A 14,123-nucleotide genomic window follows, 5' to 3' on the forward strand; every position below is an offset into this window, starting at 1 on the left:
GCGTCCCGCATGAACCCCGCCGATCTGCCCCTCGATCTCGATGCCCTGCTCGCGGGCCTTCGGCCCTGGATCGAATGCGAGAGCCCGACCTTCGACGTCGCGGCCGTGAACCGGATGATGGATTTCGCGGCGAGCGAGCTTGTCGCGGCCGGCGCCATCGTCACTCGCTTTCCTGGCCCGCCCGGCCTCGGCGACTGCCTGCGCGGCGACTTTCCGCATCCGCGAAGGGCTGAGCCCGGCATCCTGATGATGTCGCATCTCGACACGGTGCATCCTGTCGGCACGCTGAAGACGCTGCCCTTCCGGCGCGACGGCTGGCGCTGCTACGGGCCGGGAATCCTCGACATGAAGGGCGGCGCCTATGCCGGGCTGCAGGCGATCATCGCGCTGGCCAAGGCGGGGATCGAGACGCCGCTGCCGGTCAGCGTGCTGTTCACCAGCGACGAGGAGATCGGCAGTCCCGGCACACGCGACCTGATCATGGAGCAGGCGCGTCGGCATCGCTTCATCCTCGTTCCCGAGCCGGGGCGGCCGGGCAACGGCGTCGTCACCGGGCGCTATGCGATCGCCCGCTTCAACCTCCTCGCCGAAGGGCGGCCGAGCCATGCCGGCTCCCAGCTCAAGAACGGCCGCTCCGCGATCAGCATGATGGCGCAGCAGCTGCTCGCGATCGAGGCGATGACCGATGACGACTGCACCTTCAGCGTCGGCGTGATCCAGGGCGGGCAATGGGTCAATTGCGTGCCGACGACCTGTCGAGCCGAGGCGCTCAGCATGGCGAAGCGGCAGGCGGATCTCGACCGCGGGGTCGAGCGTATGCTGGCGCTGGGCGTGCAGAATACCGACGGCACGCGCTTCAGCGTGACACGCGGCGTGACCCGGCCCGTCTGGGAACCGGACGCGGCCACGCTCGAACTTTTCGGTCTCGCGCGCGAGGTCGCCGCCGATCTAGGCTGGAGCCTCGAACACGGCTCGGCGGGCGGAGGTTCGGATGCCAATTTTACCGGAGCCGCAGGGCTTCCCTCGCTGGATGGGCTCGGTCTGCTGGGCGCCGGCTACCATACGTTGGAGGAGCATATCGAGGTGGGAAGCCTGCTGCAGCGCACCCGGCTGATGGCCGGGCTGCTGGCGCGGTTGACCGCATGAGGATGCCGGGCGAGCATGCGCCGCCCGGTGGCACAGGGCCTGCATAGATCGCGATGCGCCGAACGCGCACGACAGACCGAGGGAGAGCACCATGGCATGGCGTTTGAAGACTTTGGTGGCCGCCTGCGCGATCATTGCCGGCACCTCGATGGCGCCGGCACAGACCCTCAAGGTCGTGATGCATTCCGACGTGAAGATCGTCGATCCGATCTGGACCACGGCCTATATCGTCCGCAATCACGGCTACATGATCTACGACACGCTGTTCTCGATGGACGAGGCCGGCGCGATCAAGCCGCAGATGGTCGAGACCTTCACCGAATCGCCCGACAAGCTGACCTACAAGTTCACCCTCCGCGACGGTCTGCTCTGGCATGACGGCAAGCCCGTCACCTCGGAGGATTGCATCGCCTCGATCAAGCGCTGGTCGGCCAAGGACCCGGTCGGTCAGAAGCTGATGACCTTCGTCGACACGATCACCGCCGACGATGCCAAGAGCTTCACGGTGAAGCTGAAATCGCCGACCGGCCTGCTGATCTTCGGTCTCGGCAAACCGTCGTCGAACGTGCCGTTCATGATGCCCAAGCGCGTGGCGGACACCGATCCGAACACGCAGATCTCGGAGTTCATCGGCTCCGGCCCCTTCGTGCTGAAGACCGACGAATGGAAGCCGGGTGACAAGATCGTCTATACGAAATTCAAGGACTACAAGCCGCGCGCCGAGCCGGCCTCGGGCCTTGCCGGCGGCAAGGTCGCGAAGCTCGACCGCATCGAGTGGCTGGCGGTGACCGACCAACAGCAGGCGGTGAACGCGCTGCTCGCCGGCGAGATCGACATGATCGAGCAGCCGGCCTTCGACCTGATCCCGCTGCTCGCCGGCGACAAGAACATCAAGCTGTGGAACTACAACCCGCTCGGCCTGCAATACACGATGCGCTTCAACCACACCCAGCCGCCCTTCGACAACCCGAAGGTGCGCCAGGCCGTGACCTATGCGCTGAACCAGAAGGATTTCCTCGAGGCGACGGTCGGCAATCCTGATTACTACCAGCCCTGCAAGGCGATGTTCGTCTGCGGCACGCCGCTCGCCTCCGAGAAGGGGATGGAGGGGCTGCTGGAATCGAACTTCCGGAAGTCTCAGGAGCTGCTCAAGGAAGCCGGCTATGACGGCAAGCCGATCGTGCTGCTGCACTCCACCGACCTGCAGTCGCTGACCAATCTCGGCCCCGTCGCCAAGCAGCTGCTGGAGCGCGGCGGCTTCAAGGTCGACATGCAATCCTCCGACTGGCAGACCGTGGTCTCCCGCCGCGTCCGCAAGGATCCGATCGACAAGGGCGGCTGGAACGTGATGCAGACCTCCTGGGTTTCGGCCGACATCCTCAACCCGGTGATGGCGGGCTTCTTCAATGCCAGCTGCGACAAGGCGGCGTTCGGTTGGCCCTGCGACGAGCAGATGGAGAAGCTGCGCGACGATTTCGCCCGCGAACCCGATCCGGCGAAGCAGAAGGCGATCGCGGAAGCCGTGCAGATGCGCTGGCGCGAAGTCGTCACCCATGTCCATCTCGGCCAGTACAATGTGCCGATCGCGGCCCGTAAGAGCGTCAGCGGCATCCTGACGGCGCCGGCCCCGGTGTTCTGGAACGTCGAGAAGAAGTGAGGTGGCGACGCTGACCCTGCGGATCCGGCGCTGATGCTCGGCTACATCCTGCGGCGCCTGCTCGCGACGGTCCCCGTGCTGGTGATCGTCGCGGTCCTGGTCTTCCTGATGCTGCGGCTGACGCCCGGCGACCCCGCTGCGGTGATCGCGGGCGACAATGCGACGACCGAGCAGATCGCACTGATCCGCAACCGGCTCGGGCTCGACAAGCCGATCCCGACGCAGTTCGCGATCTGGGCCGGCAATCTGCTGCGCGGCGACCTCGGCGAGAGCTTCTTCTTCAAGAAGCCGATCGGCGAACTCATCGCCGGGCGGATCGAGCCGACCCTGTCGCTCGCCTTCGCGACGATGCTGATCGCGATCTGCGTGGCGATCCCGCTCGGCGTGCTCGCCGCTTACAAGCACGGCTCCTGGATCGACCGGATCGTGATGGGCTTCTCGGTGCTGGGCTTCTCGGTGCCGGTCTTCGTGATCGGCTATGCGCTGATCTATGTCTTCGCGATCACGCTGGGCTGGTTCCCGGTCCAAGGCTACCAGCCGCTCTCGGGCGGGTTCGGGGGCTTCCTGCAGCGGCTGGTGCTGCCGGCGGTGACGCTGTCGGTGATCTATATCGCGCTGATCGCGCGGATGACGCGGGCCAGCGTGCTCGAGGTGCTGAACGAGGACTATATCCGCACCGCCCGCGCCAAGGGGCAGGTCGAGCGCAAGATCCTGTTCCGCCATGCGCTCAAGAACGCGGCGGTGCCGATCGTCACCGTCGTCGGGATCGGCATTGCGCTGCTCATCGGCGGCGTCGTGGTCACCGAAAGTGTCTATGCGATCCCCGGGCTCGGCCGACTGACCGTCGATGCGGTGCTGGCGCGCGACTACCCGACCATTCAGGCGGTGATCCTGCTGTTCTCGGGGGTCTATGTCGGCATCAACCTGCTGATCGACCTCGCCTACAGCCTGTTCGACCCGAGGATCCGCTATTGAGCGCCGAGCCGACCCTCCTGGCGCCGGCTCCGGCCGAACCGGCCGCACCGGCCCGCACCATCCTGAGGCGGCTGCTGCGCAATCCCGTGGTGCTGATCGGCGGAACGGTGCTGCTGCTGATGGCGCTGATCGGGCTGTTGGCGCCCTATCTCGGCACGATCGATCCGACCGCGATCAACCCGAGCACGCGCAACCGTGTGCCGGGTTTTGAGCGGACGATCCGCGCCGATGACGGCACGACGACCGTGTTCAAGCATCGGATGGGGACGGATTCGCTCGGCCGCGACGTCTATAGCCGCGTCGTCTACGGAGCCCGCGTCTCGCTGCTGATCGCGGTCTCCGTCGCCTCGATCGCCATCGCCATCGGGCTCGTGATCGGGCTGATCGCCGGCTATGTCCGCGCGCTCGACGGGGTGATCATGCGCTTCATGGACGGGCTGATGGCGATACCCGGCATCCTGCTCGCCATCGCGGTCGTCTCGCTGTTCCGCAGCGGTCTCGTTTCGGTGATCATCGCGATCATCGTGCCGGAGATCCCGCGCGTCGTACGGGTCGTGCGGTCGATCGTGCTGTCGGTGCGCGAGGAGCCCTATGTCGAGGCGGCGATCATGGCCGGCACGCGACTGCCGAAGCTGATGGTCCGCCACATCCTGCCCAATACCATCGCGCCCCTGATCGTGCAGGGCACCTTCATCGCGGCCTCTGCGATCCTGGTCGAGGCGATCCTGTCCTTCCTCGGCATCGGCATCCCTCCGGAGATCCCGACCTGGGGCAACATCATGGCAGAGGGGCGCAATCTCTTCCGCGTCTTCCCGCACAACATCCTCTATCCCGGCATCTTCCTCGGCCTCACGGTGTTGGCGGTGAACATGCTCGGCGACGGGCTGCGCGACACCCTCGATCCCAAGATGGCCGGCCGATGAGCGAGGGACAGACACCCGTCCTGGAGATCGCGGGGCTGAGCATCGCTTTGCCCGGCGGCGGCGACCGCGCCTTCGCTGTCGATGACGTCTCGCTCAGCGTCGGCGCGGGCGAAATCGTCTGCGTCGTCGGGGAATCGGGCTCGGGCAAATCCGTCACCGCCTTCTCGGTCCTGGGCCTGCTCGCCAGGGCGCTGAAGCCCGTCGCGGGCGCGATCCGCCTGGAGGGCGAGGATGTTCTGGTGGCGACGCCGCAGCGGCTGCGGGCGCTGCGCGGCGACCGGATGGCGATGATCTTCCAGGAGCCGATGACGGCGCTGAACCCGGTGCTGACGATCGGCGACCAGATCGAGGAGGTTCTGCGCATCCACACCGATCTCGGCCCCGCCGAGCGGCGCAGCCGCGTGCTGGCGATGCTGGAGGCGATGCGCCTGCCCGATCCGGAGCGGATGCACGCCTCCTATCCGCATCAGATCTCCGGCGGGCAGCGCCAGCGCGTGATGATCGCGGCCGCGCTGATCCTCGATCCGGCGCTCCTGATCGCCGACGAGCCGACGACCGCGCTCGATGTCACGACGCAGGCGCAGATCCTGAAGCTGATCAAGGACATGCAGAGCCGCCGTGGCACCGGCGTGCTGTTCATCACGCATGATTTCGGCGTCGTCGCCGAGATCGCCGACCGGGTCGTGGTGATGGAGAAGGGGCGCGTGGTCGAGCAGGGCGCCGCCGCGGACATCCTGACGCGGCCACAACACCCCTACACGCAGATGCTGATCGCCGCCGTGCCGAGTCTGAAGCCGGCGCAGCGGAAGCCGGTTCTCGGTCCGCTCGCGCTGGAAGCGGCCGGGCTCGGCAAGACCTACAGCTCGAAAGCGCTGTTCCGGAAGGAGCGGGTCGTGCATGCGGCGAAGGATGTCGCGATCCGCGTGCGGCGCGGTGAGACCGTCGGCATTGTCGGCGAATCCGGCTCCGGCAAGACCACGGTGGCGCGCTGCATCGCGCGGCTGATGCCGCCCAGCGTCGGCTCCATTCTCGTGCCCGACATCGACATCGCCCAACTGCCCGAGCGGCGCCTGCGGCCCTATCGCCGCAAGATCCAGGTGGTCTTCCAGGACCCATTCCGCTCGCTCAACCCCCGCCGCACCGTTGGGGCCTCGATCATCGAGGGGCCGATGAATTTCGGACTAAGCGAGGAGGAGGCGCTGCAGCGGGCGCGCGACCTGATGGCGCTGGTCGGGCTGCAGCCGACCGCGCTCGAACGCTATCCGCACCAGTTCTCGGGAGGGCAGCGCCAGCGCATCGCGATCGCCCGCGCGCTGGCGATGGAGCCGGAGATTCTGATCGCGGACGAGGCCGTTTCGGCGCTGGACGTGTCGGTCCAGAAACAGGTGCTGGCCCTGCTCGCCGATGTGCAGGCGCGTTTCAACCTGGCGATCCTGTTCATCACCCATGACCTGCGGGTGGCCGCGCAAATCTGCGACCGCATCGTGGTGATGGAAAAAGGCCTGGTCGTCGAGCAGGGCGCGACCTCGCAGGTCTTCGCCGCCCCCGCGCATCCCTACACCCGCGCCCTGATCGAGGCGGCGCCGGGGCGGGATTTCGCGACCGGGACGCCCGCCGTTGACGCGGTAGAGGCCTGACCGGATAGTCCGCCTCCTCGGCAACCGACGGAAGCGGGCGCATGGACGACGAGATTCTCTACACGGTCGAAGCCGGGATCGGCACGATCACGCTGAACCGCCCCCAGGCCCGCAATGCGCTGACCTTTGCGATGTATGAGCGGCTGGCGGCGATCTGCAGCGACCCGGCCGCCCATGGCGCGCCCAAGGTGCTGATCGTCACCGGTGCGGGCGACAAGGCGTTCGCGGCCGGAACGGACATCGCGCAGTTCCGCAGCTTCGCCTCGCCTCAGGATGCGCTGGACTATGAGGAAAAGATCGACCGCGTCATCACCGCGATCGAGCGTTGTCCGGTCCCGATGATCGCGGCGATCTCGGGGGCGGTGACCGGCGGAGGGGCCAGCATCGCCTGCGCCTGCGACATCCGCATCGCCACGCCGACGGCGCGCTTCGGCTTTCCGATCGCGCGCACGCTGGGCAATTGCCTGTCGATGGCGAACCATGCCCGGCTCGCGGCGCTGCTCGGGCCGGCGCGGGTCAAGGACATCGTCTTCACGGCCCGGCTGATGGAGGCGGAGGAGGGGCATCGCGTCGGCCTCTACAGCGAGATCGTCGCCGATCACGCGGCGCTGATGAGCCGGGCCCGCGAACTGGCAACGACCATCGCCGGGCATGCGCCGCTGACGATGCGGGCGACGAAAGAAGCGCTTCGCCGGCTGACCGCCGCCACGATGCCGGCCGATGGCGGCGATGATCTGGTGGTGATGTGCTATGACAGCGCCGATTTCCGCGAAGGCATGGAGGCCTTTCTCGGCAAGCGCACGCCGAACTGGCAGGGCCGTTGAGACAAGCGGCGGGTTTACGCGGGACGTGTCCATCGCCTAGATGCGCCCGTAGCGGGAGCGGGGGCGGTTTTGACGGCGGGTCTGAGGTATCTCGTGACGGGCGGAGCGGGCTTCATCGGCTCGGCCGTGGTGCGCCGGCTGATCGCGCAGACGGAGGCCGCGGTCTGCGTCGTCGACAAGCTGACCTATGCCGGCAATCTGGCCTCGCTGGCGCCGGTTTCCGCCGATCCGCGCTATCGCTTCGAGAAGGCGGACATCGCCGATGGCGAGCGGATGCGGGCGATCTTCGCCGATTTCGACCCCGACATCGTGCTGCATCTCGCCGCCGAGAGCCATGTCGACCGCTCCATCGACGGGCCCGGAGCCTTCATCGAGACCAATATCGTCGGCTCCTATGTGCTGCTGCAGGAGGCGCTGCGGCACTGGCGCGGGCTCGAGGGGGGGCGTCGCGAGCGCTTTCGCTTCCACCACATCTCGACCGACGAGGTCTTCGGCTCGCTGGGGCCGGACGGCCTGTTCGACGAGGCGACAGCCTATGCGCCGAACTCGCCCTATTCGGCCTCGAAGGCGGCTTCCGATCATCTCGTGCGGGCCTGGCACCACACCTACGGCCTGCCGACGCTCGTCACCAACTGCTCGAACAATTACGGGCCCTATCATTTCCCGGAGAAGCTGATCCCGCTGATGATCATCAACGGGATCGAGGGCAAGCCGCTGCCGATCTATGGCAACGGTCTGAACGTGCGCGACTGGCTCTATGTCGAGGACCATGCCGAGGCGCTGCTGCTGGTGGCGCAGAATGGGCGGTCCGGCGAGACCTATGCGATCGGGGGCTCGGCCGAGATGTCGAACCGCCAAGTGGTCGAGGCGATCTGCGCGCTGCTCGACGAACTGCGGCCCGATCCGGCCGGGCCGCATGCCCGGTTGATCACCTATGTCGCCGACCGGCCGGGGCATGATGCGCGCTATGCGATCGACGCCGGCAAGATCCGTCGCGAACTCGGCTGGGCCCCGCGGCAGAGCTTCGAAAGCGGCCTTCGCCGCACGGTCGAGTGGTATCTCGCGCATCAGGATTGGTGGAACGACATCCGCTCCGGGGTCTATCGCGGCGAGCGGCTGGGCACCGGTGCGGCCCCGGCCGCCGAGGGAGGGCGCTGACCATGCTGCAGGTCGAAGCGACCGCGCTGCCGGAGGTCAGGATCATCACGCCGAAGCGGTTCGGCGACCATCGCGGCTTCTTCTCGGAGACCTATAGCCGCCAGGCCTTCGCCGAGGCCGGGATCACGCTCGATTTCGTGCAGGACAACCACTCACTCTCGGCGGCGGTCGGCACGCTGCGCGGCCTGCATTTCCAGGCGCCGCCCTTCGCGCAGGACAAGCTGATCCGCGTGCCGCGCGGCCGCATCCTCGACGTCGCTGTCGACATCCGAGCCTCCTCGCCGCATTTCGGCAAATTCGTTGCGGTCGAGCTCTCGGCGGAGAACTGGCGGCAGATGCTGGTGCCCGTCGGCTTCGCCCATGGCTTCGTCACGCTCGAGCCCGACACCGAGGTGATCTACAAGGTCAGCGCGCCCTATGCGCCTGAGCATGATCGCGGGCTCGCCTACGACGATCCGGCCATCGGCATCGACTGGGGCCTGCCGGCGGAGTGGCTGACCCTTTCCGACAAGGACCGTCGGCATCCACGCCTCGCCGAGCTGCCGCGGTATTTCGCGTGAGGGTCGTCGTCACCGGACGCGAGGGCCAGGTCGCGCGGGCGCTGGCCGAGCGCGCGAGCAGCGCGGGCGCGACGCTGATCGCGCTTGGGCGTCCCGAACTCGATCTCGAACGCCCGCAGTCGATCGCTCCGGCCCTGGCGGCGGCGCGGCCGGACATCGTCGTCAATGCCGCGGCCTACACCGCGGTCGATCATGCCGAGAGCGAGGAGGCGCAGGCCTTCGCTGTCAACGCCGCCGGTGCAGGCGCAGTCGCCGCCGCGGCGCGCGCGCTCGGCGTACCCGTGATCCAGATCTCGACCGATTATGTCTTCGACGGCTCCTCACTGCTGCCGTATCGCGAGGAGGACGCGACGGGCCCGGTATCCGCCTATGGCCGCAGCAAGCTCGCCGGCGAGCAGGCCGTGGCGGCTGCGACGCCCGACCATGCCATCCTGCGTACCGCCTGGGTCTATGCGCCCTTCGGCAAGAACTTCGTGCGCACCATGCTGCGCCTGGGCGAGGAGCGGAGCGAGGTCGCCGTCGTCGGCGACCAGACCGGCTGCCCGACCTCGGCCCTCGACATCGCTGACGCCGTGCTGTCTGTGGCCCGCAACCTCGTCGCGGGGCCGGGCGATCCAGCCCTGCGCGGTGTTTTCCACATGGCGGCACAGGGGGAGGCCGACTGGGCTTCCTTCGCGGAGGCGATCTTCGCCGAGGCGGCCGCCCATGGACGCGCGCCCGTCGCGGTGCGTCGCATCGCCACCAGCGATTATCCGACGCCGGCGCGACGGCCGGCCAACTCCCGGCTCGACGGGACGAAGCTCGCCGCGATCCATGGCGTCAGGCTGCCGCCCTGGCGCGGTTCGCTCGCCGCCTGCGTCGCGCGGCTGCTGCAGCAGGAAGCATTGGAACGGCAGCCATGAAGGGCATCATTCTCGCCGGCGGATCCGGCACGCGGCTGCACCCGATGACGCTGGCGATGTCGAAGCAGCTGCTGCCGGTCTACGACAAGCCGATGATCTACTACCCCCTGACCACGCTGATGCTGGCGGAGATCCGGGACATCCTGATCATCTCCACCCCGCACGACCTGCCGCATTTCAGGCGCCTGCTCGGGGACGGCGCGGAGTGGGGCCTGAACCTCTGCTATGCCGAGCAGCCCCATCCCGGCGGACTGGCGCAGGCCTATCAGATCGGGGCGGATTTCGTCGCAGGCCAACCCTCGGCGCTGATCCTCGGCGACAACCTGTTCTACGGGCACAACCTCACCGCGATGATGCGCGCGGCGCGCCAACGCCGGAGCGGGGCGAGCGTCTTCGCCTATCAGGTCCGCGATCCGGAACGCTACGGCGTCGTGAGCTTCGACGCCGCGGGCAAGGCCCTCTCGATCGAAGAGAAACCCAAGGCGCCGCGCTCCAACTGGGCCGTGACGGGGCTCTATTTCTACGACGCGCAGGTGGTCGAGATCGCCGCCTCGCTCGCCCCCTCGCCGCGGGGCGAACTCGAGATCACCGACGTCAACCGCGCCTATTTGGCGCGCGGCGAACTCGCCGTCGAGCGCATGGGACGCGGCTTCGCCTGGCTCGACACCGGCACGCCCGACAGCCTGCTGCAGGCGAGCGAGTTCGTCCGCACGCTCGAAAGCCGCCAGGATCTGCGCATCGCCTGCCCTGAGGAAATCGCCTGTCGCCAGGGATGGATCGATACCGCTCAGCTCGAAGTGCTGGGCTCAAGGCTCGCCAAAAGCGACTATGGACAGTATCTGCTGCGCATGGCCGCCGAGATCGCAGCTGCTCCGGGCGAGCACACCGAGATCTGACGCAGAGCGACGGCAGTACCGTTTCGAAACAGGCCAGATCATGCTGGCCTCGATCTTGCAAAACTCGCCGCTGAAGCGTGGCGGGAGGTTGCTGTGGCCGGTGGCAAGACGATCCAGGGCTTCAATTCCTGCGTGTGCGGAGCGGTGTCTGTCGTGGCGCCAACGATCATCGCGGATGATGCGCCGGTTAGCTGCGGAGGCTGTTCGCGCGTCATCGGCTCCTGGCTCGGATACAAGACGTTCGTGAGCCGGGCGATCGGGCGGGAGGCCGAGCGGCTCGACCGGCCGGCCCGGATCTGCGTCGATCCGATGCCGAGGAGCGGGATTGCAGTCACATCGCTGAGATCGGCAGCGTCTATCGGCTGACCACCGCGCGTCTCGGGTGACTTTGGCGAACCGGCTCCGCATGATAAGCGCGCGTTCCGGGACTGGTGTTTGACGGTTTGGGGGAGTGTCCGATGAAGATCGTGATGGTCGGGTCAGGTTATGTCGGGCTCGTGTCCGGCGCCTGCTTTGCGGATTTCGGCCATGAGGTCGTCTGCGTCGACAAGATGGAAAGCAAGATCGCGGCGCTGAAGCAGGGCGAAATCCCGATCTTCGAACCCGGCCTGTCGGAGCTCGTGCGCAGCAATACCGAGGCGAAGCGGCTCTCCTTTACGACCGATCTCGCGGGGCCCGTCGCCCAGGCCGATGCGGTCTTCATCGCCGTCGGTACCCCATCCCGGCGCGGCGACGGTTTCGCGGACCTGTCCTATGTCTATGCCGCGGCGCGCGAGATCGCCCATGCGCTCGACGGCTATACGGTCATCGTCACGAAATCGACGGTGCCGGTCGGCACCGGCGACGAGGTCGAGCGGATCATCCGCGAGCTGCGCCCGGACGCCGATTTCGCCGTCGTCTCCAATCCCGAGTTCCTGCGCGAGGGCGCGGCGATCGACGACTTCAAGCGCCCGGACCGGATCGTCATCGGTACCGATGATCCGCGCGCCCAGACGCTGATGGCCGATGTCTACCGGCCACTCTACCTCAACAGTGCGCCGATCCTGAACACCAGCCGCCGCACGGCCGAGCTGACCAAATACGCCGCCAACGCTTTCCTCGCGACGAAGATCACCTTCATCAACGAAATGGCGGATCTGTGCGAGCAGGTCGGCGCCAATGTGCAGGACGTGGCGCGCGGCATGGGCCTCGACAACCGCATCGGGAGCAAGTTCCTGCATGCCGGGCCGGGCTATGGCGGCTCCTGCTTCCCGAAGGACACGCTGGCGCTGATCAAAACGGCGCAGGATTACGGCACGCCCTCGCGCATCGTCGAGGCTGTCGCCTCCGTCAACGATCTGCGCAAGCGGGCGATGGCGAAGAAGGTCGTCGCGGCCTGCGGCGGCTCGGTGCGCGGCAAGACCATCGCCGTGCTCGGCCTGACCTTCAAGCCGAACACCGACGACATGCGCGATGCGCCTTCGCTGTCGATCGTCACCGCGCTGCAGGATGGCGGCGCGACCATCCGCGCCTTTGATCCGGAGGGCATGGAGCAGGCCAAGGGCATGCTGCCGGGCGGCGTCGTCTACTGCAACGACGCCTATGAATGCGTCGAGGGTGCGCATGCGGCCGTGATCGTCACCGAGTGGAACATCTTCCGCGCGCTGGATTTCCAGCGGCTCAAGGCCACCATGGCGGCGCCGGTCCTCATCGATCTGCGCAATGTCTACCGGGCCGAACAGGTCCGCGCCAAGGGTTTCACCTATGTCGATGTCGGGCGTGGTGTCCTCGCGCCCGAGGCAAGGAAGAAATATAACGCAGCCTAACTCCTATACGGTTTGCCTGAGACTTATCCCCGGCACCTCGGGGCATGCCTAGACTTCCCCTCCATCCAGCGAGGGGATCGATCATGCTTGCCTTCCATGAGGAGTATCCGCTGAATTCGGGGCGCCTGGCCCAGGCGCCGCAATTCTCCGACACCATCTATGACATCGTGCTGGCCGCCGACACGCTGCTGCGCGTGGCCATTCCCGCCGGGGCGCGCTTCGTCTCGCTCTCCTTCGACGGCGATGTCCGGGGCAAGGCGGGGCTCGTCGACACCGCGCTGACCCTGCCCGCGGCGACGGTGACCGACGGCAGCGGCAGCGCCCTCAATCCCGGGGTCAGGCGGCTGCCGGCGGCGGCGACGCATCTGTGCCTGCGGGCGGCGACCGCCTGCAAGGGCTCGCTCGAATACTGGGGCTGACCATGGTCGCACAGCCCGTCACCCTGACGCGCCGCCGGCGCGACCCGCTCGATCTGGCGCGCCTGACGCCCGCGGGCAAGCGCGCCTGGTTCGAGGCGCCGGCCTATGCCGACTTCGCGGCCATCGCCGATTTTTCGGCCGACCGCTACGCCATCACCACCGTGCCGCTCGCCGGCATTGCCGGGGCGAGCGCGGCGGCGCTGCGCGTCAAGCGGGCGGCGAGCTTCGCTGAGCTGATCGCCTTCACCTGCAACTCGGGCCCGGCGCGCTCCTATCTCGACGCGCAAGGCGTGATGCGGGCCGATCTCGCCTTGGACCAGCCGCGCTTCGACTGGACGAACGGGCGCCGGCAGCTCGCGCTCAACGGCGCCTCCGCCAATCTGCTGCTGAACAGCGCCGCTCCGGCCAGCCAGAGCCTAGCGGTGACGGCGCAGAGCTATGCGCTCTCCTTCACCGGCACGGGCAGCATCGCGCTGTCCGGCGCGTCGAGCGCCGGGCCGCTGGCGGGGGTGGGCGCCGCGAGCCGCGTCTCACTCGTCTTCACTCCGGCGGCCGGCACGCTGACGCTGACGATGAGCGGCGATGTCCGCCTCGCCCAGCTCGAGGCCAACAGCTTCGCCTCGCCCTACATCGCGACAGTCGGCGCGGCGGTGAGCCGGGCGGCGGAGACGGCCGAACTCTCGCCCGTGCTGGAGGCGCTGCTTCAACGCAGCGCCGCGACGCTCGCGGTGCGCGGCCAGAGGCTGGAGCGGAATGCAGCCCGCATTGTCGGCGTCAACGGAACCTCCTCGTTGCTGCGCGCCCAGTCGAACCGCTTGTCCGTGCTGATGGACGGTTCGGCGCAACTTGCCACAGCGGCGGGGGCCGATCTGCGCATGAGCAGCTACGCCGCCGCCTGCGCCTTCGACGGAACCGGTCGCTCCGTGGCCCGCAACGGCGTCGCGGTCGTCACCGACACGGGTTCTCCGCCGTCGAGCCGCGGCAGCGTCTATCTCGGGCGGGACGCGGCTAGCACTGCAACAGCTTATGGTGATGGCTGGTATGAATATTTGGGTATCGCGCCGACGCGGCTTTCAGAGGGTAAGATTCAAGAAATTATTTTATACTGATAGATTAATTCCCCGTAAATATTCTGTTGTTTCATAACAATTTTTATCTAATCACGGCGGCTGCACGGAGGCTGAAATCGAATTTTATCAAGACTGATGAAATGACCGCTTC

The 14,123-nt window shown here is 67.3% G+C and carries 14 protein-coding genes; all 14 read left to right on the plus strand.

Features of this window, described 5'->3' with window-relative positions:
* Positions 1–9: 9 nt before the first annotated feature.
* The 14 genes from AX750_RS17820 to AX750_RS17885 all read left to right on the plus strand — a co-directional run bounded on the left by AX750_RS17820 (position 10) and on the right by AX750_RS17885 (position 14,011).
* On the plus strand, positions 10–1,146 hold the full coding sequence (locus AX750_RS17820) for a M20/M25/M40 family metallo-hydrolase (protein WP_066725508.1): 1,137 nt from the start codon (positions 10–12) through the stop codon (positions 1,144–1,146).
* 91 nt (positions 1,147–1,237) lie between these two features.
* Positions 1,238–2,803, plus strand: a complete 1,566-nt coding sequence (locus AX750_RS17825; RefSeq protein ID WP_066725511.1) for an ABC transporter substrate-binding protein — start codon at positions 1,238–1,240, stop codon at positions 2,801–2,803.
* 33 nt (positions 2,804–2,836) lie between these two features.
* Positions 2,837–3,778 carry an ABC transporter permease gene (locus AX750_RS17830; protein WP_066725514.1) on the plus strand — a complete coding sequence of 314 codons (942 nt, stop codon included), beginning with the start codon at positions 2,837–2,839 and terminating at the stop codon, positions 3,776–3,778.
* A 17-nt stretch (positions 3,779–3,795) separates the two neighbouring features.
* Positions 3,796–4,701 carry an ABC transporter permease gene (locus tag AX750_RS17835; RefSeq protein ID WP_066725680.1) on the plus strand — a complete coding sequence of 302 codons (906 nt, stop codon included), beginning with the start codon at positions 3,796–3,798 and terminating at the stop codon, positions 4,699–4,701.
* Positions 4,698–6,338 (plus strand): ABC transporter ATP-binding protein, encoded by a 1,641-nt coding sequence (locus AX750_RS17840; protein WP_066725517.1) that lies wholly within the window; start codon positions 4,698–4,700, stop codon positions 6,336–6,338. Before AX750_RS17835 ends, AX750_RS17840 begins: the two co-directional genes overlap by 4 nt.
* A gap of 41 nt (positions 6,339–6,379) precedes the next feature.
* Positions 6,380–7,162 carry an enoyl-CoA hydratase/isomerase family protein gene (locus tag AX750_RS17845; RefSeq protein WP_066725520.1) on the plus strand — a complete coding sequence of 261 codons (783 nt, stop codon included), beginning with the start codon at positions 6,380–6,382 and terminating at the stop codon, positions 7,160–7,162.
* A 93-nt stretch (positions 7,163–7,255) separates the two neighbouring features.
* A complete protein-coding gene (gene rfbB, locus AX750_RS17850) occupies positions 7,256–8,320 on the plus strand; it encodes a dTDP-glucose 4,6-dehydratase (RefSeq protein WP_245282428.1) in 1,065 nt (354 codons plus the stop codon).
* A 2-nt stretch (positions 8,321–8,322) separates the two neighbouring features.
* On the plus strand, positions 8,323–8,880 hold the full coding sequence (gene rfbC, locus AX750_RS17855) for a dTDP-4-dehydrorhamnose 3,5-epimerase (RefSeq protein ID WP_066725523.1): 558 nt from the start codon (positions 8,323–8,325) through the stop codon (positions 8,878–8,880).
* Positions 8,877–9,782: a dTDP-4-dehydrorhamnose reductase gene (rfbD, locus tag AX750_RS17860; protein ID WP_066725525.1), complete on the plus strand. Its 906-nt coding sequence runs from the start codon at positions 8,877–8,879 to the stop codon at positions 9,780–9,782. Before rfbC ends, rfbD begins: the two co-directional genes overlap by 4 nt.
* The gene (gene rfbA / locus AX750_RS17865) at positions 9,779–10,678 is read left to right on the plus strand and encodes a glucose-1-phosphate thymidylyltransferase RfbA (protein ID WP_066725528.1); all 900 of its coding nucleotides are present in this window, start codon (positions 9,779–9,781) and stop codon (positions 10,676–10,678) included. Before rfbD ends, rfbA begins: the two co-directional genes overlap by 4 nt.
* Before the next feature lie 93 nt (positions 10,679–10,771).
* On the plus strand, positions 10,772–11,044 hold the full coding sequence (locus AX750_RS17870) for a hypothetical protein (protein WP_066725530.1): 273 nt from the start codon (positions 10,772–10,774) through the stop codon (positions 11,042–11,044).
* Positions 11,045–11,136: 92 nt separating this feature from the next.
* Positions 11,137–12,483 (plus strand): UDP-glucose/GDP-mannose dehydrogenase family protein, encoded by a 1,347-nt coding sequence (locus AX750_RS17875; RefSeq protein WP_066725533.1) that lies wholly within the window; start codon positions 11,137–11,139, stop codon positions 12,481–12,483.
* 83 nt (positions 12,484–12,566) lie between these two features.
* The gene (locus AX750_RS17880) at positions 12,567–12,902 is read left to right on the plus strand and encodes a hypothetical protein (protein ID WP_066725536.1); all 336 of its coding nucleotides are present in this window, start codon (positions 12,567–12,569) and stop codon (positions 12,900–12,902) included.
* 2 nt (positions 12,903–12,904) lie between these two features.
* Positions 12,905–14,011 (plus strand): hypothetical protein, encoded by a 1,107-nt coding sequence (locus AX750_RS17885; protein ID WP_066725539.1) that lies wholly within the window; start codon positions 12,905–12,907, stop codon positions 14,009–14,011.
* The last annotated feature ends 112 nt before the right edge of the window (positions 14,012–14,123 follow it).

Source organism: Methylobacterium sp. CCH7-A2 (assembly GCF_001557075.1).
GTDB classification, from domain to species: Bacteria; Pseudomonadota; Alphaproteobacteria; order Rhizobiales; family Beijerinckiaceae; genus Allobosea; species Allobosea massiliensis.